Source organism: Streptomyces sp. NPDC003635 (genome assembly GCF_053587635.1).
In genome coordinates this window covers 24,645-46,659 of record NZ_JBSFOK010000054.1, presented here as the reverse complement: position 1 = coordinate 46,659, position 22,015 = coordinate 24,645, and the positions used below count along the sequence as shown (strand labels likewise).

Here is a 22,015-nt window from a genome sequence, read left to right as displayed (position 1 = left end):
TACCGCTCCTCTTCGCCGGACTGGTGTCCTCTTCGCCGGGCTAGTGCCGGACGTCAGCCCGGCCCTCGTTCACATAGACGCGGGGAACGCGGGTTCCGATCCGGGTGACGATTTCGTACGCGATGGTGCCGGCGGCCTGCGCCCAGTCCTCGGCGGTGGGTTCACCGCCGTCACCGGGCCCGAAGAGCACGGCCCGCTCACCGGGCTCGGGTTCGTCGCCGCCGAGGTCCACCACGAACTGGTCCATCGCCACCCGCCCCGCGACCGTCCGCCACTTGCCGCCGACCAGTACCGGACCGGCGGAGGAGGCGTGCCGCGGGATACCGTCCGCATACCCGACGGGGATGAGTCCAAGGGTGGTCTCCCCGGCGGTGGTGTAGCGGTGGCCGTAGCTGACGCCGTGGCCGCCGGGCACCTGCTTGACCAGGGCCATGGAGGCCGACAGCGTCATCGCCGGGCGCAGCCCGAAGTCGGCGGGGGCGCCCAGCTCGGGGCTGGGCGAGATGCCGTAGACGGCGATCCCGGCCCGCACCAGGTCGAAGTGGCTGTCCGGCCGGGTCAGCGTGGCCGGTGAGTTGGCGATGTGCCGCACCTCTGGGCGTACGCCTTGGTCCTCGGCGTGGGCGACCATCTCCCGGAACAGGGCGAGCTGGGCGTCGATGGAGGGATGCCCGGGTTCGTCGGCGCAGGCGAAGTGGGACCAGAGTCCGGTCACCCGGACGAGGCCCTCCCGCTCCGCGACGAGGGCCTCCCGGACGAGTTCGGCCCAGTCGTCGCCCGGCTGGCAGCCGCCGCGGCCGAGCCCGGTGTCGGCCTTGAGCTGCACGCGCGCGGGGAGACCCGCCTCGCGGGCGGCGGCGGTGACCTCCCGCAGGGCCCACATCCCGCTCACCGACACGTCGATCCGGGCCTCGATCGCCTCGCGCCAGGGCCCGCCCGGGGTCCACAGCCAGCACATGATCCGGACGTCGTGCGGCAGCCGCCCGTCCGCCCGCAGCGCCAGCGCCTCCTCGGGTGTGGCGGTGCCCAGCCAGCTCGCGCCCCCCTCGACGGCCGCGCGGGCGCACGGCAGCGCGCCGTGGCCGTACCCGTCGGACTTCACGACGGCCATCAGGGCCGCGTCCGGCGCGCAGGCGCGCAGAGCCCGCACGTTGGCCCGCACGGCGGCCAGATCGATCTCGGCGCGGGCCCGCAGCGGCGAGCTCCGCAGAGCAGCTGTTTCAGTCATGGCGCCCCCAGTGTCTCAGAGGGGTCCGACACCCCGGTCGAGTGCTAGTTCCCGGGCCTGCGGCCCCACACGTACACGCGGTCCCCCTTCTTCAGCACCCCCCACAGCTTCTTCGCGTCCCCGAGGCGCAGGTTGACGCAGCCCATGGAGCCGACCGTGGTGTAGATCGTGCCGTAGACGGCGTGGAAGGCCTGGCCGCCGCTGAAGAACTGGGAGTAGGGCATGGGCTGGTGGTACAGGGTCGACACGTGGTTCTTGTGCCGCCAGTAGATCTTGTGCCAGCCGGCGCGGGTCCCGTATCCGGCCCGTCCGCTGCGCATGGGGACGGGCCCGTAGACGACCTTCCTGCCCTTCTGCACCCAGGTCAGCTGCCGGCCGAGATCGACGCAGGCGACGGGGTACGACCGCACCGGGCACTTCCCGGCGGCGTTCGGGTTCCTGCGCGCGCCGACGAGCTGCATGGTGGCCCAGGTCACCGGTCCGGCGAACCCGATGGCCGGCTTGATCCCGTGCTTGACCTGGAACGCCCGGATCGCCCGGCAGTCGGCCGCGGACTGCTTGCCGTCCACCTCGAGCCGCAGCCACCGCTCCACCTGCCGCTGGTAGGGCCCGGTCTGCTTGCTGCACGCCACGCGCGCGACGGCGTCCGCGAGCGGCACGTACTCGACCAGGTCGTACGCCCCCTCGTCCGCGCCCCTCGGCTCCACGGCGTCCTCCCGCGCGCCGGGGGTGTACACGGTGGGCGGCAGAGCCTGGTCGGGGGTGTCGAGGACCCACGACTTCGGCGCCACGCCCGGTACGAGGCTCCCCTCGGGAACGGGCGGCGCCGGAACGGCCGAGGCGCTCCCCACCGGCAGCACAAAGGCCGCGGCGAGCAGGACCGCGGCACCCCGAGATGCGATACGCGAGCAGATCATGCGATCAGCCAAACGCGGCGACGGATCACGGAGAACATGGCACGCGGCGGGGTCACTCGGACGTACGCAGCCCTCGACGCACCGGCCATAGGGTGCTCGGCATGAGCATCATCGGGGTCGGTATCGACGTGGCGGAGATCGACCGGTTCGCGGCATCGCTGGAGCGCACGCCCGGGATGGCCCGACGCCTCTTCCTGGACAGCGAGTTGCTGCTGCCCAGCGGGGAGCGGCGCGGTGTGGCCTCGCTGGCGGCCCGGTTCGCGGCGAAGGAGGCACTGGCCAAGGCCCTGGGCGCCCCGGCGGGCCTGCTGTGGACGGACGCGGAGGTCTTCGTCGAGGACAGCGGCCGGCCGCGCCTGAGAGTGACGGGCACGGTGGCGGCCCGAGCGGCCGAACTCGGCGTACGGAACTGGCATGTGTCCCTGAGTCACGACGCGGGCGTGGCTTCGGCGGTGGTGGTGGCGGAGGGGTGAGGGGTTCGGTGGCCCCGGTCGTGGAGGGCGCGGAAAGCTCGGTGCCGTCGGTCGTCCTGGTCGCGTCCGGCTCGGGGGCACGAGAGACTCGGGCCCATGCGTACTGCGTACAGCGTGGAGACGGTCAGGACGGCTGAGCGGGAGCTCATGGCGCGGCTGCCGGAGGGGGCGTTGATGCAGCGGGCGGCGGCGGGGCTCGCCGCGGCCTGCGCGGATCTCCTCGGGCGGGTGTACGGCAGCCGGGTCGTGCTGCTGGTCGGCAGCGGCGACAACGGCGGTGACGCCCTGTACGCCGGCGCCCGGCTGGCCCGCAGGGGCGCGGGAGTGTCCGCCGTACTGCTGGCGCCGCAGAAGGCGCACGCGGGCGGCCTCGCGGCACTGCGCAAGGCGGGCGGTACGACGGCCGAAGGCGCGGCCGTCGCGCTCGTCGAGCGGGCCGACCTGGTCGTGGACGGCATCGTCGGGATCGGCGGCAGGGGCGGGCTGCGGCCGGACGCGGTGGCGCTCGCCGAGGCGGTGGCGCGGTCCCGGGCCGCCGTGGTCGCCGTGGACCTGCCGAGCGGCGTCGACGTGGACACCGGCCAGGTGCGGGGCACCGCGATCCGGGCCGACCTCACCGTCACCTTCGGCACGCACAAGCCGGGGCTGCTGGTCGATCCGGCACGGGAGTACGCCGGCAGCGTCCGCCTCGTCGACCTCGGCCTGGAACTGCCGGACGAGGCCGAGTTGGAGGCGTTGCAGCACGCGGACGTGGCGCGGCTGCTGCCGGTGCCGGGCGCCGAGAGCGACAAGTACCGGCGGGGTGTGGTCGGCATCGCCGCGGGTTCCGCGCGCTACCCGGGGGCCGCGGTGCTGGCGGTCGCGGGCGCGCTGCGGGGCGGCGCGGGAGCCGTGCGGTACGTCGGCCCGGCCGGGGACGCGGTGATCGCCCGCTTCCCCGAGACGCTGGTGTCGGACAAGGGACCGGCGAAGGCGGGCCGGGTCCAGGCCTGGGTCGTGGGTCCGGGCGCCGGGGACGACGCGGCGACGGTGGCGGAGGTCCTGGAGGCGGACGTACCGGTGCTCATCGACGCGGACGGGCTGCGCCTCGCGGACCGGGACGTCGTACGGGCCCGTACCGCACCGACCCTGATGACCCCGCACGCCGGCGAGGCGGCGGCGCTGCTCGGGGTGGCGCGCGAGGAGGTCGAGGGGTCCCGGCTGACGGCGGTACGGGAGCTGGCGGGCCGGTACCGGGCGACGGTGCTGCTGAAGGGCTCGACGACGCTGGTGGCGGACCCCGGCGGGGCGTCGGCGGTACGGGTCAACGCGACCGGCACCTCCTGGCTGGCCACGGCGGGCAGCGGTGACGTGCTGTCGGGCCTGACCGGATCGCTGCTGGCCGCCGGGCTGTCGGCGCGGGACGCCGGAAGCGTGGGCGCCTATCTGCACGGGCTCGCCGGACGGTACGCGGCGGACGGGGCCCCGGTGGGGGCGCAGGACGTGGCGGACGGGATCGTCGGCGCGTGGCGGGACGTCCGGGACTGAGCGGGCGCGCGGCACGGAAATGCGGGTGCGACCGGTGGTGACGGCCGCCTACCGTGCTGAGCATGCGTGTGGTCTTCACCAAGGGTCCGGGAACGAGTTACGACATCGCCGTGCACCGCGAGACGGGCCCCGCCCTCGCCCCTCGCAACGGCCCCGGCGGGCATCCCTACCTCCCGCACGACCTGGTGCACTTCCTCGTCGAGGTGGAGGCGGGCATCGGGCTGGGGGTCTACGGCCGCCTGGCCGCGGGTGACAACGGCCTGTTCTGGCCGGCGGACCCCGCCGAGCGCGCCAAGGCCGCCCGGCGCCGCAGGACGAAGCGGGCCAAGCCCTCCGACGAGGCGCGGGCCGACATGGCCAGGTCGGAGGAGCTGGCGGGCATCGCCGTACCGGTGTGGGAGGTACGGCGGGGCCACGCGCCGGAGCTGCCGGCGCATGTGGCGGCGCGGGAACTCCCGCCGGTGGTCGACCGGATCGTGGCCCGCTTCGACGACTACGCCGAACGCTGGCACGCCCTGCCGGTGGGCGGCTCGCTCACGCTGACGTGGTGAACGCCGGCGCCGGCGCCTGTCGTCGGGACGCGACGGCCGCTCACTCCACGGTCACGGACTTCGCCAGGTTCCGCGGCTGGTCCACCTCGTTGCCCCGGGCCGTCGCCAGCTCGCACGCGAACACCTGCAACGGCACGGTCGTCACCAGGGGTTGCAGCAGCGTCGGGGTGGCCGGGACCCGGATCAGATGGTCCGCGTAGGGCACCACCGCCTCGTCTCCCTCCTCCGCGATCACGATCGTCCGGGCGCCCCGGGCGCGGATCTCCTGGATGTTGGAGACGATCTTGTCGTGCAGGACGGACCGCCCGCGCGGCGAGGGCACCACCACGACCACCGGCAGATCGTCCTCGATCAGCGCGATCGGCCCGTGCTTCAACTCGCCCGCCGCGAAGCCCTCGGCGTGCATGTAGGCGAGCTCCTTGAGCTTCAACGCGCCTTCCAGCGCCACCGGATAACCCACGTGCCGGCCCAGGAACAGCACCGTCTTCTTGTCGGCGAGTGAGCGGGCCAGCGCCCGCACCGGCTCCATCGTCCCCAGTACCCGCCGCACCTCACCGGAGATCTGCGCCAGGTCCCGGATGACCGCGCGGATCTCGTCACCCCACTTGGTGCCGCGCACCTGGCCCAGGTACAGCGCCACCAGGTAACAGGCCACCAACTGCGTCAGGAAGGCCTTCGTCGAGGCGACCGCCACCTCGGGCCCCGCGTGCGTGTACAGCACCGCGTCCGACTCGCGCGGGATCGTCGAGCCGTTGGTGTTGCAGATGGCCAGCACCTTGGAGCCCTGCTCCCGGGCGTGCCGCAGCGCCATCAGCGTGTCCATGGTCTCGCCGGACTGGGAGATCGCGATCACCAGGGACCGCGCGTCGAGGATCGGGTCCCGGTAGCGGAACTCGCTCGCCAGCTCCACCTCGCAGGGGATCCGCGTCCAGTGCTCGATGGCGTACTTGGCGATCAGGCCCGCGTGGAAGGCCGTACCGCAGGCGACGATGACGACCTTGTCGACCTCCCTCAGCTCGGAGGCGGAGATCCGCACCTCGTCCAGCGTAAGGGCCCCGGAGGTGTCGATGCGGCCGAGCAGGGTGTCGGCCACCGCCTTGGGCTGCTCGGCGATCTCCTTGAGCATGAAGTAGTCGTAGCCGCCCTTCTCGGCCGCCGAGGCGTCCCAGTCGACGTGGTACGAGCGGACCTCCGCCGGGCTGCCGTCGAAGCCGGTCACCGTCACTCCGTCGCGGCGCAGTTCCACGACCTGGTCCTGGCCCAGCTCGATCGCCGAGCGGGTGTGGGCGATGAACGCGGCCACGTCCGAGGCCAGGAACGCCTCGCCCTCGCCCACGCCGACCACGAGCGGCGAGTTCCGGCGGGCGCCCACCACCACGTCCGGTTCGTCGGCGTGCACCGCGACCAGCGTGAACGCGCCCTCCAGGCGGCGGCACACCAGCCGCATCGCCTCGGCGAGGTCGGCGCAGGAGGAGAACTCCTCCGCGAGCAGATGCGCGACGACCTCGGTGTCGGTCTCGGAGGCCAGGTCGTGGCCGCGCTCGGCCAGTTCGGCCCGCAGCGGCGCGAAGTTCTCGATGATGCCGTTGTGGACGACGGCCACGCGTCCGGCGTTGTCGAGATGCGGATGCGCGTTGGCGTCGGTGGGCCCGCCATGGGTCGCCCAACGAGTGTGCCCGATGCCGGTGGATCCGCTCGGCAGTGGCCGGTCGACCAGTTCCTTCTCCAGGTTGACGAGCTTTCCGGCCCGCTTCGCGGCGGCGAGCCCGCCGTCCGCGAGTACGGCCACGCCCGCCGAGTCGTAACCCCGGTACTCCAGTCGCTTCAGCCCGGCCATCACGACATCGAGCGCCGACTGCGACCCCACGTATCCCACGATTCCGCACATGAGCGGCAGCCTACGATCGAATCAGCCGCCAAACCGGCCACAGCGTGCCCGATTTCGGAAATTATCAACCCTCTTTCGGGCGTCAGGTCTTGGCCCGGTACGCCCGCATCGCCAGCGGATAGAACACCAGCGCTATCCCGGCCGCCCACAGCAGCGACCACAGCACCGGCTCCGCCACCGGCCCGCCGAGCAGCAACCCGCGGAAGGCGTCGGAGAGATGGGTCACCGGATTGACGTCGCTCCATGCCTGGAGCCAGCCCGGCATCGTGTCCACCATGACGAACGCGCTGCTGGTGAAGGTGATCGGGAAGATCAGGGTGAAGGCGAACGCCTGTACCTTCTCCGCGTCCCCGGCCAGCATCCCGATCAGCACCGCGCTCCAGGACACGGCCGCCGCGAACACGATCACCAGCAGGGTGCCGAGCAGGAAGCCGTCGAAGCCGCCCGTGACCCGGAAGCCCAGCAGCAGGCCGAGGCCGATCATCAGCAGCAGCGCCCACAGGTGCTTGGCGAGGTCCGCGGTGATCCGGCCGATCAGCGGCGCCGAGCGGGCTATCGGCAGGCTGCGCAGCCGGTCGAAGACGCCCTTGGTGAGGTCGGTGTTGAGCGCCATCGCCGTGTACATCGTCATGAACAGGGTGTTCTGCACGATGATCCCGGGCAGCGCGTACTTCAGATACGCCTCGGGCGATCCGGCCATCTGTCCGCCCAGGACGTAGGTGAACAGGAAGACGAACATGATCGGCGTGATGCTGTAGTCGACCAGTTCGAGCGGGTTGTGCTTGACCGCGACCAGGCTTCGCCAGGCCATGGTGAAGGTCTGCTGGAGCCCCGCGAGGGGCCGGACCCGGCCCGAGCCGGTGATCGGGGCGGTGACGGTCGTAGCGGCCATGATCAGTTCACCGCCCTCTCCAGCTCGCTCTCGTCCCGGACCGGCTCCTCCTCCTCGGAGCCCTTCGAGGGCTCGGCGCGATGGCCGGTCAGGGCGAGGAAGACCTCGTCGAGCGAGGAGCGGCGCAGCGCCAGCTCGCCCACCGCTATGCCCTCCCGGTCCAGGGTGCGCACGACGGCCGGCATCAGCTCGGGGTCCTTCACGGGGGCCGTGACCGTCTCGCCCTCGATCTGGGTCTGGGCTCCGGCCGCCCGAGCCACCAGCCGGTGCACCCGCCCCAGCTCCTCGGCGAGCAGCGGCCGCACCTGCAGCACCTGTCCGCCGACCTGCGACTTCAGCTGGTCAGGGGTGCCCTCGGCGATCACCCGGCCCTTGTCGATCACCACGATGTCGTCGGCGAGGACGTCGGCCTCGTTCAGGTACTGCGTGGTCAGCAAGGCGGTCGCGCCGTCCGCGACCAGGCCCCTCAGCAGATCCCAGAGCTCCCCTCGGCTGCGCGGGTCGAGGCCGGTCGTGGGCTCGTCGAGAAAGAGGATGCTCGGCCGTCCCACCAGGCTCGCGGCGAGGTCCAGGCGCCGTCGCATACCGCCCGAGTACGTCTTCACGGCCCGTCCGGCCGCCTCCGCCAGCTGGAACCGCTCCAGCAGCTCGCGGGCCCTCGCCTTCGCCTCCCGGCGCGGCAGACCGAGCAGGCGGCCGATGAGCAGCAGGTTCTCCGTACCGGTCAGGTTCTCGTCCACGGCGGCGTACTGCCCGGTCAGCCCGACCAGCGCGCGCACGATCCCGGCCTCCCGCACGACGTCGTGCCCCGCCACCCGGGCGCGGCCCCCGTCCGGCTGGAGCAGCGTCGCGAAGATCCGTACGGCGGTCGTCTTCCCGGCGCCGTTGGGGCCCAGCAGCCCGAGCACCGAGCCCTGGCGGGCCCCCAGGTCGACCCCGGCCAGCGCCTCGGTCTCCTTGAACCGCTTGACCAGTCCTTCCGCCTCAATCGCATACGTCATGGGTCACCCCTCGCGGTTCGATGGACCCTGGCTCGGGCCCACCTCTTCCACAACTGTGACGCACGCCACTGACATTCCCCTCTTCGTCCCGGTTCGCCCGAAATCGGAACACGGGTGACGGATCCCACCCCACCGTCCGTTCATCCGCCCGCAACAATGAACTGTGATCTCTCCGATGCCCCGGACCGCCCACCGGCACAAGGCGGAGGCGACGCCCTACGTCGACCTCACCCGAGCCGAGTGGAGCGCGCTGCGCGACAAGACGCCGCTGCCGCTCAGCGCCGAGGAGGTCGAGAAACTGCGGGGTCTCGGCGACGTCATCGACCTCGACGAGGTGCGCGACATCTACCTCCCGCTGTCCCGCCTGCTCAACCTCTACGTCGGCGCCACCGACGGCCTGCGCAGCGCGCTCAACACCTTCCTCGGCGAACAGGGCTCCCAGTCCGGCACCCCCTTCGTCATAGGAGTGGCCGGCTCGGTCGCCGTCGGCAAGTCCACGGTCGCCCGCCTCCTGCAGGCCCTGCTCTCGCGCTGGCCCGAGCACCCGCGCGTGGAGCTGGTCACCACGGACGGCTTCCTGCTGCCGACGCGGGAGCTGCAGGCCCGGGGCCTGATGTCGCGCAAGGGCTTCCCGGAGTCGTACGACCGCCGCGCCCTGACCCGTTTCGTCGCCGACATCAAGGCGGGCAAGGACGAGGTCACCGCCCCCGTCTACTCCCACCTGATCTACGACATCGTCCCCGGTCAGAAGCTCACGGTCCGCCGCCCCGACATCCTGATCGTCGAGGGCCTGAACGTCCTGCAGCCCGCGCTCCCCGGCAAGGACGGCCGCACCCGGGTCGGTCTCGCCGACTACTTCGACTTCAGTGTCTACGTCGACGCCCGCACCGAGGACATCGAGACCTGGTACCTCAACCGCTTCAAGAAGCTGCGCGCGACCGCCTTCCAGAACCCGTCCTCGTACTTCCGCAAGTACACCCAGGTCTCCGAGGAGGAGGCGCTGGACTACGCCCGGACGACCTGGCGGACCATCAACAAGCCCAATCTCGTGGAGAACGTGGCCCCGACCCGGGGTCGGGCCACCCTGATCCTGCGCAAGGGCCCGGATCACAAGGTGCAGCGCCTGAGTCTGCGGAAACTGTGACCGCTACGCTGCCGCCATGCTGCACCTGCGTCTGATCACCCCGGCCGACCGGACCGACGAGGTGGTCCGCCTGCTCGAGGCCACCGTCGGCACCACCCACCTGGTGGTGCTGCCGGGCGCGGCCCGCAACCCCAGCGGGGACGTCGTGCTGTGCGACGTGGCGCGGGAGGCGGGCGACGAGCTGCTCAGCGGCCTGCAGCGGCTCGGCATCGAGGACTGCGGATCCATCGCCGTGGAGAACATCGACCTCTCCCTGTCCAAGCGCGCGGACAAGGCGGAGGCGGACGCCCCCGGCGAGGGCGCGGACGCGGTGCTGTGGGACCACCTCACGGAGGCCACGCACGAGGAGTCCACACTCTCCTTCACCTACCTCGCGTTCATCACCCTCGCCACGATGATCGCGGCCTGCGGTGTGGTGCTCGACAACGCGATCCTGATCGTCGGCGCGATGGCGGTGGGCCCGGAGTTCGGCCCGCTGGCCGGGTTCTGCACGGCGGTGGTGCAGCGCAAGCCACGGCTCGCGTGGCGGTCGCTGACCGCGCTGCTGGTGGGCTTCGCGGTGGCCATGGCGGTGACGGTCCTCTTCAGCCTCTTCATGGACTCCATCGACCTGTTCAGCAGGGAGCAGCTCGACGCCGACCGGCCGCAGACGGGCTTCGTCTACGCCCCCGACTGGTTCTCGTTCATCGTCGCGGTCCTGGCCGGCATGGCCGGCACCCTCTCCCTGACCTCGTCGAAGTCCGGCGCCCTGGTGGGCGTGGCCATCTCGGTCACCACGGTCCCGGCGGCCGCCAACGCGGCGGTGGCCCTGAGCTTCGGCGACACCCAGCAGACCCGGGGGTCGACGGAACAGCTCCTGCTGAACCTCCTGGGGATCGCCCTGGCGGGCGTCCTGACGCTGCTGGCCCAGAAATGGTTCTGGGCCAGGCAGACGCGTGGGGCGGAGAAAGCCGCCCAGGGAGGCTAGCCGAGCGCCGACTTCACCACGTCGGCGAGACGGCCGGCCACGGAACGGGCCTGGTCGATGTCCGCTGCCTCGACCATCACCCGGACCAGCGGCTCGGTCCCGGAGGGCCGCAGCAGCACCCGGCCGGTGGACCCGAGCTCGGCCTCGGCCTCGGCGACGGCGGCGGCGAGCTCACCCGAGGTCTTCACCCGGGACTTGTCGACGTCGGGAACATTGATCAGCACCTGGGGCAGCCGCTCCATCACGGCGGCCAGCTCCCGCAGCGACCGCCCGGTCTCCGCGACCCGGGCCGCGAGCAGGAGGCCGGTGAGCGTGCCGTCGCCGGTGGTCGCGTGATCGAGGATGATCACGTGCCCGGACTGCTCACCGCCCAGCGCGTACCCGTGCTCCTTCATCTCCTCCAGCACGTACCGGTCGCCGACGGCGGTCTGGACGAGCTGAAGACCCTCCCGCTCCAGCGCCAGCTTGAAGCCGAGGTTGGACATCACGGTCGCGACGACGGTGCCGGAGCGCAGTGCGGAACGCTCCCGCATCGCCAGCGCGAGCACGGCCAGGATCTGGTCGCCGTCCACCTCGTCGCCGGTGTGGTCCACGGCGAGGCAGCGGTCCGCGTCGCCGTCGTGCGCGATGCCGAGCGCGGCGCCGTGCTCGAGGACGGCGGCCTTCAGCAGGTCCAGGTGGGTGGAGCCGCAGCCGTCGTTGATGTTGAGCCCGTCCGGCGCGGCCCCGATGGTGATCACCTCGGCGCCGGCCCGGGCGAAGGCCTCCGGCGAGACCCGCGCGGCAGCGCCGTGCGCCTCGTCGAGGACGATCTTCAGCCCGTCGAGCCGGTTCGGCAGCACGGCGATCAGATGGGCGACGTACTGGTCGAAGCCCTCGTCGTAGTCGCTCACCCGGCCGACGCCCGCGCCGGTGGGCCGCTCCCACGGCTCACCGTGCCGGTGCGACTCGTAGACGGACTCGATGCGGTCCTCGAGCTCGTCGGCGAGCTTGTGCCCCCCGCGGGCGAAGAACTTGATGCCGTTGTCCGGCATGGCGTTGTGGCTCGCGGAGAGCATCACGCCGAGGTCGGCGCCGAGCGCGCCGGTGAGATGGGCCACGGCGGGCGTCGGCAGCACACCGACGCGCAGCACGTCGACGCCGGCGCTCGCCAGACCGGCGACGACGGCGGCCTCCAGGAACTCCCCGGACGCGCGCGGGTCCCGTCCGACCACCGCTTTCGGCCGGTGGCCCTCGAAGGTGCCCGCCTCGGCGAGCACGTGGGCCGCCGCGACCGACAGACCGAGCGCCATCTCGGCGGTCAGATCCGCGTTGGCGACACCGCGCACGCCGTCCGTGCCGAAGAGTCGTCCCACTTGTCCTCCTGATGAAGCGTCACTTTCGGATGGTCGCGCCCACGATCATCCGATCACATCAGCCTTTGAGCGCCTTGTGCCGTTATACGCCCAAGACTGTGATAAACGAACGCCCCGACGGCACAGTGGCGTGCCGCCGGGGCGTTCGGACGTACTGCTGAACCGCGAGTACGCGCTGCAGGCAGCGAAGCTTAACGCTTGCTGTACTGCGGAGCCTTGCGGGCCTTCTTGAGACCGGCCTTCTTGCGCTCGACCGCACGGTCGTCGCGACGGAGGAAGCCGGCCTTCTTGAGCGGGCCGCGGTTGTTGTCGACGTCGGCCTCGTTCAGCGCACGGGCGACACCGAGACGGAGCGCACCGGCCTGACCGGAGACACCGCCACCCGCGATGCGGGCGATGACGTCGTAGCGGCCCTCGAGCTCGAGCACCTTGAAGGGCTCGTTGACTTCCTGCTGGTGCACCTTGTTCGGGAAGTAGTCCTCGAGGGTGCGACCGTTGATCTTCCACTTGCCGGTGCCCGGGACGATCCGGACGCGGGCGATGGCGTTCTTGCGGCGACCCAGGCCCGCGGCGGGCTGGGGCTCACCGAAGCGCGAGGCGAGGGACTCGGAGGTGTACTCACCCTCCACCGGAACCTCGGACTCGGTGGTGTAGCTGTCGATGTCAAGCTCTTCGAGCGGCTGCTCGGCAGTGGTCTCGGCCACGATTCTCCTCAGATTCTGTTCAGTCTTAGGGGGTGGCCGGACTTACTGCGCGACCTGGGTGATCTCGTACGGCTGCGGCTGCTGCGCGCCGTGCGGGTGCTGGTCACCCTTGTAGACCTTCAGCTTCGAGAGCATCTGACGGCCCAGGGAGTTCTTGGGGAGCATGCCCTTGACGGCCTTCTCGATGGCCTTCTCGGGGTTCTTGTCGAGCAGCTCGTCGTAACGGACCGAGCGCAGACCACCCGGGTAACCGGAGTGGCGGTACGCCATCTTCTGGGTCCGCTTGTTGCCGGACAGGTGCACCTTGTCCGCGTTGATGATGATGACGAAGTCACCAGCGTCGACGTGGGGGGCGTAGATCGGCTTGTGCTTGCCTCGGAGGAGGGTCGCGGCAGTGGTGGCGAGACGGCCGAGGACGACGTCCTGAGCGTCAATAACGTGCCACTGGCGAGTCACATCACCGGGCTTGGGGCTGTACGTACGCACTTCGCAGCCTTCTTCTTCAGTGGATGGGTGCTGACACATGGCATCACTGAAGCGATCGTGCAGCTGGGGACGACAGTGCCGGGGACGCTGCCCGTATGCCGCCCACTGGTAACTGCTCCAGGGAACCTTCGTAGTGGCTTCTCGCGTGAGAACGAGCAAGCCAATACGCATAACAAACCGCAAGAGTACCCGCGCTGCCCCGGACGGGTCAAAACGAGGTCACGGCCGTCGCGGGAGCCGATTTTACGGGCACCCGACGCTCCCCCGCCCACCCCTGCCGCATCACCGTGAACGCCAGCGCACACAGCGTGAGCGCGTCCTTGAAGGCCCGCCGCTGCACCGGTTCCAGGTACGGCCACGTCACCCCGGGGATCTGCGGCACCAGCGCCAGCCAGAACCAGGGCGAGCGGGCCACCGAGCCCGCGGACGGCAGCGAGGCGAGCAGCAGCGGCACGACGATCACCAGATAGTGGTCGTACGACGGTCTGGACACGAGGAACGCCGAGAGCATCAGGGTCGCCGCCGTCTCCGTCAGCCGCCGCGGGCCGGGGTCGGCGAGCCGCCAGCGCCGGTAGGCGCACAGGACCCCGGCGCCCGCCGCCAGCAGGGCGAGCGCCCCGGCCACCCCCTCCGGCACCCCGAGCCGGGGCAGCACCGCGGCCGGGGATGCCTCGTAGAGCCGTACGAAATCGTCGTCGCCCTTCAGCAGGAAGGGCAGGGTGCGCGTGACGAAGCCCGTCGGGTCGGGGAGGAACAGGGCCGAGGCCACCGAGGCGGTGACGGGGACGGCGGCCAGCACGGCCAGGGCCCGCCACCGTGCGGCGAAGGCGAACAGCAACGCCAGCGGGACCAGGACCGGCTTCAGCGCGATCGCCGTACCGATCACCACGGCCGCCGCCGTCCAGCGGCCCCGGCGCATCAGCAGCAGTCCCAGCGGCAGGGCGAGGGCCGCCGTCGCCGTCCAGTTCGCCAGCAGGACCAGGTGGGCGAAGGGGGCGAAGCCGGCGGCGAGACCCGTCAGACCGAGGGCGGCGAAGCGGCTGCGCAGCGGCACCCCGTGCAGCCGCAGGGCGCAGGCCCAGCCGGCGGCCAGGCAGACGGTCACCGTCAGCGGCACCAGGACGCGGAGCGCGGCCGGGGAGAGCAGGGCCTGGGGGGCGGCGGCGAGGACGGCGCCCGGGAGATAGAGGAAGTGCGGATCGTCGTAGGGGGAGCCGCCGGCCAGCCAGCCGCGCGCGGCCCGCACCACGATGGCGTTGTCCATGCCGCCGTCCGAGGTCACGCGGGCCGTGCGGGCCGCCGTGGCCCCGAGCACGGCGGTGAGCATCACCCACAGATGCCAGGACGCGGGTCGCACCAACCACCCGGAGATGTCGCTTTTGCGCTCGCTCACCGGCGCAACGCTAGGCGCCCCAGGGCCTCTTGAGGCGGAACGGCACACCCCGGTACCCGTCTAAGATGCGCCCCATGAGCTTCGGGCAGCAGGGGGGACCCCAGTCCCAGTGGGATCCCTGGAAACCGCATTCCCAGCAGCCGTGGACCAGCGGCGGCGACAGCCAGACCCCGGACTGGGCCGCGCTCGCCGAGGCGTCCGAGTCCCGTAACAAGCGGCGCCGGCTGCTGTTCATCGGCGGTGGCGCGCTGGCCACCGTCGGTGTGGCCGCCGCGGTCGCCGTGGCCGTGGTGTCGGCCAACGGCGGCGACGAGGACCCCAACAAGCCGGCCGCCCAGCTGCCCGCGACCGCGGGCATACCGAGCGGGTCCACCGGACCGGCCCCGTCCTTCGAACCGACGAGCGCGCCGCCCCCGCTGGACCCGGACGACTTCATCGCGAGCGCGAAGAAGGACACCGCCCCGCTCAGCCCCGAGACCCTTTTCCCGGGTACGCAGCTGACCATGGGCGAGACCCTGTACAAGAAGGGTCCGACGGCCGACACCGAGGACTGCGCGGCGGCCGCCCTCAAGACCCTGCCGAAGATCCTCGAGAACAACGACTGCACCCGTCTGATGCGGGTCACCTACGTCAAGGACGGCATCGCGGTCACGGTCGGCGTGGCCGTCTTCGACACCGAGGCCGAGGCGGCGAAGGCGCGCACCCAGACCGACGACAGGAGCATCATCAAGGCGCTGACCGGCAAGGGCGTGGAGTCCTTCTGCAACGCCGCCGTCTGCCGCTCCACGCGCATCTCCTACGGCCGGTACGCGTACTTCACCGTCGCCGGCTTCCTCAACGGCAAGGACGTCACGACCAAGGACGCTGCGGTCTTCGCGGCCGGCGACGACCTGCAGGAGTTCACCACCCGGCAGCTCCGGCGCCGGGGCGAGGCCCAGGCGTCGGCGGCGGCCCAGGCGGGCTGACGCCCGCCGGGCCGGGGCCGCGCCGGTCGCTCAGGAGGAAGGCAGGGTGTCGAAGAAGCCGACGCCCTCGCCCTGGAACTTCTTGGCGGCCGCCTCGGCCTCCTGGGCGGTGAGCTTCTCGCCGGCCTGGTGGTAGACCCAGTCGACCTTCATGTCCCAGGCCCGGTCGCCGGTGAACGGCAGGTCCACGAACCAGGTGTTGAAGTTGATCGCCATGTCTGCGCGCGGGGCGTACTCCGCGCCGCTGCGGTAGAGCGTCCTGCCGTCGAGGCTGTAGGTGACGGCGTCCTTCTCGACCGTGATCACCATGGTGTGCCAGCCGGCCAGGCTCTGCTCGGTCTTGCGGGTGACCCGGTCGCCCTCGTCGGCGTTCCGCCAGGTGGTGGTGTCCAGCTTCGGACCGGGCGCACCCCAGCCGCCGTTGGGCATGTACTCGTTGTCGAGTTCGGCGTACTTGCTGCCCGAGCCGCCGATGGTGAAGAACGTCTGGTTGACGTGGTCGCCGTTCTCGCCGCTCGTCGGCTTGTCGGTGAAGTGGACGCGCGCCGCGTAGGTGCCGACCCGGAACTTCGCCTCCTTGGTGCCGAGGGCCGACTGTTCGGTGCCGGCCGCCGTGCCGTCGGTGGCGGCGCGCAGGTTCAGCACCTGTCCGCCGAGCGCCTCGTCGTCGCCGGGGAAGGAGACGCCCTTCGCCGTCCAGGTGTCCTCGATGCCGGGGCCGCCCTCGCTGGTCCGCACCAGCCAGCCGTGCTTGAACAGCGCGGTGTCCTTCGGGCCCCGGTAGTTGAAGTCGTCGAAGAAACCGCCCTCGGGCAGCTCGGGCACGGCCCTGGACACGGGCTTCGCCGAGGCCTTCGCGCCCTCTCCGCCGGGCTCCTCGCCCCACACCAGGGCGCCGCGCTTGTAGGCGGGGACCCGCTCGGAGTCCTGGTACGTCTCCTTCGAGGCGTCGTAGGACCAGTCACCGTCCTGCTGCACCGGCTTGTGGTCGGTGCGGTAGAGCTGGATCTCCAGACCCCGGCTGTTCGCGCCGGGCTCCAGCACCCCCGCCTTCTCGGTGAACCCGAGCTCCAGGTAGTGGTCGGCGTCCTCGCCGGGCGTGTCCATCGCGACCACGGTGCCCGTCAGATTCGAGCAACCGACGGCCGCCTCCACGCAGTTGAAGCCGTACGACGCGTCCCCGTCCGCCGTGAAGTAGTAGCGCAGCGCGACCTCGCTCAACGGCACCGGCTGCTCGGAGGTGTTGAAGACCTCAAGCCACGGCCGGACGGCGTCGGCCTCCGCCGAGGTCTCGGTCCGGTACCGGACGGTGAGCTCGGGCTCCTCCGGGTTGAAGTGGTTCCAGACCGGCTTGGCGGCCAGGACCCCTCCGGCGAGGACGGCGACCACGAGCAGCACCTTGAAGGCGCGGGCTATGCCGCTGCGGCGGCGGGGTTGACGTCGGGACGCCACGGAGATCTCCTTCGGGGGCGCGGGGCCTGCGCCCGGCGGATGGAATCGGCAAGAGGGTACCCGTCGCCGTGTCCCGCGCCAGGGGTCGTTTTTAAGCGGAATCCGACGACTAAGGGCCCGACTCATGACCATGAGGAAGGGTTGTACGGGCTTGGAGTGACAATCGTGACTGTGATCGACATGTGAACATGTGTATGGACACTGTTAGCCTTCTCGCTCTGTGTCTTCGATGTGACTGTGCGCCTGGGCTGGGGGCTTGGGTGGCGCCGGGGTGGGAAGAATTGCCGTGAACCGAAACTCCACTGTCGATCTCGTGATCATCGGGCTCGGCTACGTCGGGTTGCCGCTTGCCCGGGCGGCAAGCGCTTCCGGTCTCAAGGTCGTCGGCCTCGACCGCAGCCCGTCGGTGGTCCAGGGGCTGACCTCGGGTTCCTCGCACGTCGACGACATCAGCGACGCCGATGTGCGCGCCATGCTCGACCAGGGCTTCCGGGCGGTCACCACGCCCGAGGTCATCGCGGACGCGGCGGCCGTCGTGATCTGTGTGCCGACCCCGCTCAACGAACACGGCGCACCCAACCTCGGCGCGGTCGACTCCGCGGTCGAGGACATCGCCGCCCATCTGAAGCCGGGCACCCTCGTCGTCCTGGAGTCCACGACGTACCCGGGCACCACGGAAGAGGTCGTCCGCCCGCGTCTGGAGGCCGGCGGCCTGACCGCGGGCGTCGACTTCTACCTCGCCTTCTCCCCCGAGCGCATCGACCCGGGGAACCCGACCTACGGCCTGGAGAACACACCCAAGGTCGTCGGCGGCACCACCCCGGATTGCACCAAGGCGGCCCGCACGCTCTACGAGCGCTTCGTCGGCAGCGTGGTGGAGGCCAAGGGCACCCGCGAGGCCGAGATGGCCAAACTGCTGGAGAACACCTACCGGCACGTGAACATCGCGCTCGTCAACGAGATGGCGATGTTCTGCCGTGAGATCGGCGTCGACCTCTGGGACTCCATCCGCTGCGCCTCCAGCAAGCCCTTCGGCTTCGCGCCCTTCTACCCGGGCCCCGGTGTGGGCGGTCACTGCATCCCGATCGACCCCAACTACCTCTCTTACAAGGTGCGTTCGCTCGGGATACCGTTCCGGTTCGTGGAACTGGCCCAGGAGATCAACCAGCGGATGCCCGCCCATGTCGTCTCACGCGCCGCCGATCTGCTCAACGAGCAGGGCAAGCCGATACGCGGCTCGCGCGTGCTCCTGCTCGGCGTCACCTACAAGCCCGACATCTCCGACCAGCGGGAGAGCCCCGCGGTGGACGTGGCCGAGCTGCTGCTCGAGCGCGGCGCCGACCTCGCCTACTACGACCCCCGCGTGGCGAACTGGACCGTCGAGGGCACCGAGGTGCCCCGCGTCGAGGACTACCTCGCCGGCGCGGCCGAGGCCGACCTGACCATCCTTCTCCAACAGCACAGCGAACTCGACCTGGACGAACTGGCCGACCGCTCCCGCCTGCTCTTCGACACCCGCGGGAAGTCGGCCGACCATCCCCAGGTGGTCAAGCTGTGACCGACACCTACATACCCTCGGCCGTCGACTCCGACGGCCGCCGCAGGCACAAGCGGCGACGGCATCTGAAGGTCTCGTACTTCTTCTTCCTCGCCATCGCCGCCGTCATCGTCACCAAGCTCGACCCGGACTCGCTCCACCTGTACTCGTTCGGGGCGCTCGGGCTGCTCGCCCTGAAGATGTTCGGCGCGCTCTTCTACCGGCCCGCGAAGGCGGACCGCGAGGAGCTGCTGCTCCTGGACAACTCCTGGGTCACCGCGGTCATCCCGATCTACAACGAGGACCCGGTGATGTTCGAGCAGGGCATGCGCAGCCTGCTCGCGCAGAGCCGGCTCCCCAACGAGATCCACATCATCGACGACTGCAGCGCCGACTCCTCCGGCATCAAGGCGGCGAAGAAGCTGCGCCGCGAGTTCGAGGCCAAGGGCGTCAAGTACACGGTCAGCGTCCAGCCCGAGAACAAGGGCAAGCGCGAGGCCCTCGCCCTCGGCTTCGAGGCGGCGCCGTACACCGATCTGTTCCTGTGCGTGGACTCCGACACGATCCTGTCCCGGGACACGGTCCGTGAGCTGCTGCTGCCCATGGCGGACCCGAAGATCATGGCCTCCACGGGCATGGTGCTGGCGCTCAACCACGACAGCAACATCTTCACCCGGCTCCAGGACCTGCGGTACGGCAACTCGTTCCTGTTCGAGCGGGCCGCGTACTCCCGGCTGAAGTCGGTGCTGTGCTGCTGCGGCGCGCTGTCGGTCTACCGCGGCTCGCTGGTGCGCAAGTACCTGCCGGACTTCCTCAACCAGCAGTTCCTGGGCAAGCCGGCCGTCTTCGGCGACGACCGGCGCATGACCAACTACTGCCTCATGGAGGGCCAGGTCGTCTTCCAGGAGACGGCCGTCGGCTACACCGCCGTCCCCGAGAAGCTGCCGCACTTCCTGCGCCAGCAGGTGCGCTGGAACAAGTCCTTCTTCCGCGAGTCCCTGTGGGCCTTCAAGAACCAGAAGAAGTTCCGGCCCGCCTTCTGGCTGACCTGCATGGAACTCGCGCTGTGGCTGATCTTCGGCTCGGCGATGTTCTACTCCATGGTCATCCTGCCGATCATGCAGCCGGAACGGTTCGTCAACCACATCGGCGACTACCTGCTCTTCATGGTCCTCATGGGGTACCTGCGCAACGTCCGGTACCTCGACTTCCCGCGCCGTGGCATGGGCTTCATCAAGCGGTTCGGCATGTTCCTGCTGGCGCCGCTGTACGGCGTCATCCAGCTCGTCCTGCTGACCCCGCTGCGCTTCTACGCCCTGCTCACCCTGCACAAGGGCAGCTGGGGCACCCGGCAGGGCGGTGTCGAGGTCTCGGTCGCCGGCGACCACGAGCAGGACGTCTCGGCGGTGTACGAGGAAGAGGACGAGTACTCCTCCCAGCAGGTCTCCTCCACCATCGAGATGATGCGGCTCGAGGGCATCGCCCTCGCCCGTACGTCCCCGCACGCCTCCCCGCGCAACCCGGGCGGCGTGCCGCAGAACTACACCACCCACACCCAGGGCGAGCTGCGGGACATGGGCCGCAACGCGCCCCAGCAGCAGGTGGCGTGGAACGGCGTGACGGACCCGCAGCCTCTCCCCCAGCAGGGCTATCCGGCGCAGCAGCAGCCCGTCCCCCCGCAGGGCTACGGCGTCCCGCAGTACCACCAACAGCCTCAGCAGCACCAGCAGCACCAGCAGCAGCCGACGTACAACGGCCAGGTGCAGGACCCCTACCAGCAGCAGCACGCGCAGACGTACGACCAGTGGCAGGGCCATCAGGGCCACCAGGCTCCCCAGACCCACCAGCCGCAGGGCCAGGGCCAGCAGCCGTACATCCCGCACATCCCGCAGCAGCCCCAGGGCCCGTACCCCCAGCAGCAGTACCCGCAGCAGCACCAGCAACAGCAGCAGCCGCACCAGCCGCAGCCTCAACAGCACCAGCAGCACTGGGCTCCCGAGGACGACGGCTGGTTCGGCGACCGTCGCTAGACCGTCAGCTGTAGTACGCCATCGCCTCCTGGACGGTGAGCACCTCGATGCCGCGCTTCTGGATCTCCGTCATCAGCGTGCGGAGACCGGCCTGGCTGATCTCGGTGCTCGCCGTCGGCGTACCGGCGACGACCTTGTGGAGGCAGAGGATCAGCCAGCTGCCGCTGCGGGCGCACCGGTCGAGTGCCCCGCCCGCGCCGGTCACCTTGCTGAGCGCGGTACCGCCGATGCCCGATGCGTCGGTGATCCCGGTCAGTGCCTTCAGCCGGTAGGGCATGGCCGGCGCATAGCTCTCGATGGTCTCTGAAATGATCGAGCGGGCCGTCGTGAAGTGGCGGGTGGCGAGCTCGTCGACGGGAACTCCGTCGGTGGTCTTCTGAAATGCGCCGTGCGGATAGGCGAAGTGCTCGCTGGTGAATCCATTACCCACGAGCCATTCCCTCAGCCGCGCGAAATCCTGGTCGACCTGCTGGGCGGTGAGTTTGGGATAACTCGCCGTGTGCGTGGCGTTGGCGTAGGCGTGCCCGGCCATCTCCCAGCCCGAGGAGTCCTGCAGCGAGCGCATCTGCGCGAGGCTCACGAAGGAACCGGTGCCGATCGCGTCGGCGATGTTGTACAGCGTGCCGGGTATGCCGAAGGGGTCCATGACCGGGCGCGCCAGGTCGTGTACCGACTTGTGCGAGTCGTCGAAGGTCACCGACACCACGCCCTTGGGGAAGACGTCCGCGGTGTCGGGCACCAGCTCGACCGCCTGGAGGTGGTACGTCACCGGGGCCGCCGCGTCGTCGTACACCGCGAAGGACATGTCGGTGAAGCCGGTCTTGGTGGACGGCTCGCCCTGCGCGGAGAGCGTGTACGCCCCGGACGCGCCGGTGACGTCGGCCCACTGCAGATGGACCGTGACCCACTCCCCCGACTGCACGTAGTTGGCGCCGGTCGCCGAGTGGTTGTGCACCCGCCAGCTGAAGGCGTCCTTCAGCCCGTTGGCGCCGAGGTAGAAGACGACGCGGCCGAGGTGGGCGGTGTCGGTGACCCGGAAGATGAGCCGGATCATCTTCCCGCTGAGGTTCATCGCGGTCATGCCGGTCTTGCGGACGTACGACTGGACGCCGCTGCCCGCCGTGGTCACCCGGACCGAGGACGTGCCGCGGGTGAAGACCGCCGTGTCGGCCGGGTTCGACGAGGCGGTGCCCGCCCCGCCCGCGGTCCAGCCGTGCCCCGACTGGAACTGCTGGCTCCAGGTCGCCCGCCGGTAGCGCGGCCGCCGCCCGGTCGGCGCGTACGGCGGCACCGCGAGACCCTCGGCCGGGGCCGCGTCCGCCGTGGCCAGGGCACCGATCCCACCGACCGTGACCAGCCCGCCGAACCCCATGGCCCGCAACGCGGAACGCCGCCCCATCGAAGCGGAATTCCGTTTCCCTCTACTCAAAGCATCCTCGTTCGTCAAAAACGTTGATATTTCACGTGTGCCATGTGACTGCGGTGACAGTAAACTCACCGTAGAA

The 22,015-nt window shown here is 70.6% G+C and carries 19 protein-coding genes; 8 read left to right on the top strand and 11 right to left on the bottom strand.

Going from position 1 to position 22,015, the window contains the following annotated elements; all coding sequences use genetic code 11:
- Positions 1-40: 40 nt before the first annotated feature.
- Positions 41-1,228 carry an alanine racemase gene (gene alr / locus ACWDRW_RS34610; RefSeq protein WP_451730641.1) on the bottom strand — a complete coding sequence of 396 codons (1,188 nt, stop codon included), beginning with the start codon at positions 1,226-1,228 and terminating at the stop codon, positions 41-43.
- A 44-nt stretch (positions 1,229-1,272) separates the two neighbouring features.
- Complete coding sequence (locus tag ACWDRW_RS34605; protein WP_451730638.1) at positions 1,273-2,145, bottom strand: L,D-transpeptidase family protein; 873 nt, start codon at positions 2,143-2,145, stop codon at positions 1,273-1,275.
- A 101-nt stretch (positions 2,146-2,246) separates the two neighbouring features.
- Here ACWDRW_RS34605 and ACWDRW_RS34600 point away from each other — a divergent pair, with 101 nt between their 5' ends.
- From ACWDRW_RS34600 to ACWDRW_RS34590, 3 genes are all read left to right on the top strand, one after another.
- Positions 2,247-2,618 (top strand): holo-ACP synthase, encoded by a 372-nt coding sequence (locus ACWDRW_RS34600; RefSeq protein WP_451730636.1) that lies wholly within the window; start codon positions 2,247-2,249, stop codon positions 2,616-2,618.
- 96 nt (positions 2,619-2,714) lie between these two features.
- A complete protein-coding gene (locus ACWDRW_RS34595; protein ID WP_451730633.1) occupies positions 2,715-4,145 on the top strand; it encodes an NAD(P)H-hydrate dehydratase in 1,431 nt (476 codons plus the stop codon).
- Between the two features lie 62 nt (positions 4,146-4,207).
- Positions 4,208-4,696 (top strand): hypothetical protein, encoded by a 489-nt coding sequence (locus ACWDRW_RS34590; RefSeq protein ID WP_451730630.1) that lies wholly within the window; start codon positions 4,208-4,210, stop codon positions 4,694-4,696.
- Positions 4,697-4,736: 40 nt separating this feature from the next.
- On the opposite strand, the gene glmS is transcribed toward ACWDRW_RS34590, so the two are convergent.
- The 3 genes from glmS to ACWDRW_RS34575 all read right to left on the bottom strand — a co-directional run bounded on the left by glmS (position 4,737) and on the right by ACWDRW_RS34575 (position 8,477).
- A complete protein-coding gene (gene glmS / locus ACWDRW_RS34585; protein ID WP_451730627.1) occupies positions 4,737-6,584 on the bottom strand; it encodes a glutamine--fructose-6-phosphate transaminase (isomerizing) in 1,848 nt (615 codons plus the stop codon).
- Between the two features lie 82 nt (positions 6,585-6,666).
- The gene (locus tag ACWDRW_RS34580) at positions 6,667-7,476 is read right to left on the bottom strand and encodes an ABC transporter permease (RefSeq protein ID WP_451730625.1); all 810 of its coding nucleotides are present in this window, start codon (positions 7,474-7,476) and stop codon (positions 6,667-6,669) included.
- Positions 7,477-7,478: 2 nt separating this feature from the next.
- A complete protein-coding gene (locus tag ACWDRW_RS34575) occupies positions 7,479-8,477 on the bottom strand; it encodes an ATP-binding cassette domain-containing protein (RefSeq protein WP_451730622.1) in 999 nt (332 codons plus the stop codon).
- A gap of 175 nt (positions 8,478-8,652) precedes the next feature.
- Here ACWDRW_RS34575 and coaA point away from each other — a divergent pair, with 175 nt between their 5' ends.
- Positions 8,653-9,621 (top strand): type I pantothenate kinase, encoded by a 969-nt coding sequence (gene coaA / locus ACWDRW_RS34570; RefSeq protein ID WP_451730619.1) that lies wholly within the window; start codon positions 8,653-8,655, stop codon positions 9,619-9,621.
- Positions 9,622-9,637: 16 nt separating this feature from the next.
- Positions 9,638-10,588: a DUF389 domain-containing protein gene (locus ACWDRW_RS34565; protein ID WP_451730616.1), complete on the top strand. Its 951-nt coding sequence runs from the start codon at positions 9,638-9,640 to the stop codon at positions 10,586-10,588.
- On the opposite strand, the gene glmM is transcribed toward ACWDRW_RS34565, so the two are convergent.
- The 4 genes from glmM to ACWDRW_RS34545 form a co-directional block, all read right to left on the bottom strand.
- Positions 10,585-11,943, bottom strand: coding sequence for a phosphoglucosamine mutase (gene glmM, locus ACWDRW_RS34560; protein ID WP_451730613.1), 1,359 nt, complete (start codon positions 11,941-11,943; stop codon positions 10,585-10,587). The two genes, ACWDRW_RS34565 and glmM, sit on opposite strands and share 4 nt — an antisense overlap.
- Before the next feature lie 191 nt (positions 11,944-12,134).
- Complete coding sequence (gene rpsI, locus ACWDRW_RS34555) at positions 12,135-12,647, bottom strand: 30S ribosomal protein S9 (RefSeq protein WP_003998795.1); 513 nt, start codon at positions 12,645-12,647, stop codon at positions 12,135-12,137.
- A gap of 42 nt (positions 12,648-12,689) precedes the next feature.
- Complete coding sequence (gene rplM / locus ACWDRW_RS34550) at positions 12,690-13,133, bottom strand: 50S ribosomal protein L13 (protein WP_003998796.1); 444 nt, start codon at positions 13,131-13,133, stop codon at positions 12,690-12,692.
- 208 nt (positions 13,134-13,341) lie between these two features.
- On the bottom strand, positions 13,342-14,490 hold the full coding sequence (locus ACWDRW_RS34545) for a glycosyltransferase family 87 protein (RefSeq protein ID WP_451730664.1): 1,149 nt from the start codon (positions 14,488-14,490) through the stop codon (positions 13,342-13,344).
- Positions 14,491-14,600: 110 nt separating this feature from the next.
- Here ACWDRW_RS34545 and ACWDRW_RS34540 point away from each other — a divergent pair, with 110 nt between their 5' ends.
- The gene (locus ACWDRW_RS34540) at positions 14,601-15,491 is read left to right on the top strand and encodes a hypothetical protein (protein ID WP_451730610.1); all 891 of its coding nucleotides are present in this window, start codon (positions 14,601-14,603) and stop codon (positions 15,489-15,491) included.
- A gap of 30 nt (positions 15,492-15,521) precedes the next feature.
- On the opposite strand, the gene ACWDRW_RS34535 is transcribed toward ACWDRW_RS34540, so the two are convergent.
- Positions 15,522-16,943: a cellulose binding domain-containing protein gene (locus ACWDRW_RS34535; protein ID WP_451730607.1), complete on the bottom strand. Its 1,422-nt coding sequence runs from the start codon at positions 16,941-16,943 to the stop codon at positions 15,522-15,524.
- A gap of 286 nt (positions 16,944-17,229) precedes the next feature.
- Here ACWDRW_RS34535 and ACWDRW_RS34530 point away from each other — a divergent pair, with 286 nt between their 5' ends.
- Both ACWDRW_RS34530 and ACWDRW_RS34525 read left to right on the top strand, forming a co-directional pair.
- Positions 17,230-18,501 carry a nucleotide sugar dehydrogenase gene (locus ACWDRW_RS34530; protein WP_451730604.1) on the top strand — a complete coding sequence of 424 codons (1,272 nt, stop codon included), beginning with the start codon at positions 17,230-17,232 and terminating at the stop codon, positions 18,499-18,501.
- Positions 18,498-20,510, top strand: a complete 2,013-nt coding sequence (locus ACWDRW_RS34525; protein WP_451730602.1) for a glycosyltransferase — start codon at positions 18,498-18,500, stop codon at positions 20,508-20,510. The genes ACWDRW_RS34530 and ACWDRW_RS34525 overlap by 4 nt, the downstream gene beginning before the upstream one ends.
- 4 nt (positions 20,511-20,514) lie before the next feature.
- Here the strand turns inward: ACWDRW_RS34525 and ACWDRW_RS34520 are convergent, their stop codons facing one another.
- Positions 20,515-21,909 carry a polysaccharide deacetylase family protein gene (locus ACWDRW_RS34520; protein ID WP_451730599.1) on the bottom strand — a complete coding sequence of 465 codons (1,395 nt, stop codon included), beginning with the start codon at positions 21,907-21,909 and terminating at the stop codon, positions 20,515-20,517.
- Between the last annotated feature and the right edge of the window lie 106 nt (positions 21,910-22,015).

Coding starts and splice junctions, on each gene's coding strand:
- alr (WP_451730641.1), bottom strand. CDS start 1,228: ATGACTGAAACAGCTGCTCTGCGGAGCTCGCCGCTGCGGGCCCGCGCC.
- ACWDRW_RS34605 (WP_451730638.1), bottom strand. CDS start 2,145: ATGATCTGCTCGCGTATCGCATCTCGGGGTGCCGCGGTCCTGCTCGCC.
- ACWDRW_RS34600 (WP_451730636.1), top strand. CDS start 2,247: ATGAGCATCATCGGGGTCGGTATCGACGTGGCGGAGATCGACCGGTTC.
- ACWDRW_RS34595 (WP_451730633.1), top strand. CDS start 2,715: ATGCGTACTGCGTACAGCGTGGAGACGGTCAGGACGGCTGAGCGGGAG.
- ACWDRW_RS34590 (WP_451730630.1), top strand. CDS start 4,208: ATGCGTGTGGTCTTCACCAAGGGTCCGGGAACGAGTTACGACATCGCC.
- glmS (WP_451730627.1), bottom strand. CDS start 6,584: ATGTGCGGAATCGTGGGATACGTGGGGTCGCAGTCGGCGCTCGATGTC.
- ACWDRW_RS34580 (WP_451730625.1), bottom strand. CDS start 7,476: ATGGCCGCTACGACCGTCACCGCCCCGATCACCGGCTCGGGCCGGGTC.
- ACWDRW_RS34575 (WP_451730622.1), bottom strand. CDS start 8,477: ATGACGTATGCGATTGAGGCGGAAGGACTGGTCAAGCGGTTCAAGGAG.
- coaA (WP_451730619.1), top strand. CDS start 8,653: ATGCCCCGGACCGCCCACCGGCACAAGGCGGAGGCGACGCCCTACGTC.
- ACWDRW_RS34565 (WP_451730616.1), top strand. CDS start 9,638: ATGCTGCACCTGCGTCTGATCACCCCGGCCGACCGGACCGACGAGGTG.
- ACWDRW_RS34540 (WP_451730610.1), top strand. CDS start 14,601: ATGAGCTTCGGGCAGCAGGGGGGACCCCAGTCCCAGTGGGATCCCTGG.
- ACWDRW_RS34520 (WP_451730599.1), bottom strand. CDS start 21,909: ATGGGGCGGCGTTCCGCGTTGCGGGCCATGGGGTTCGGCGGGCTGGTC.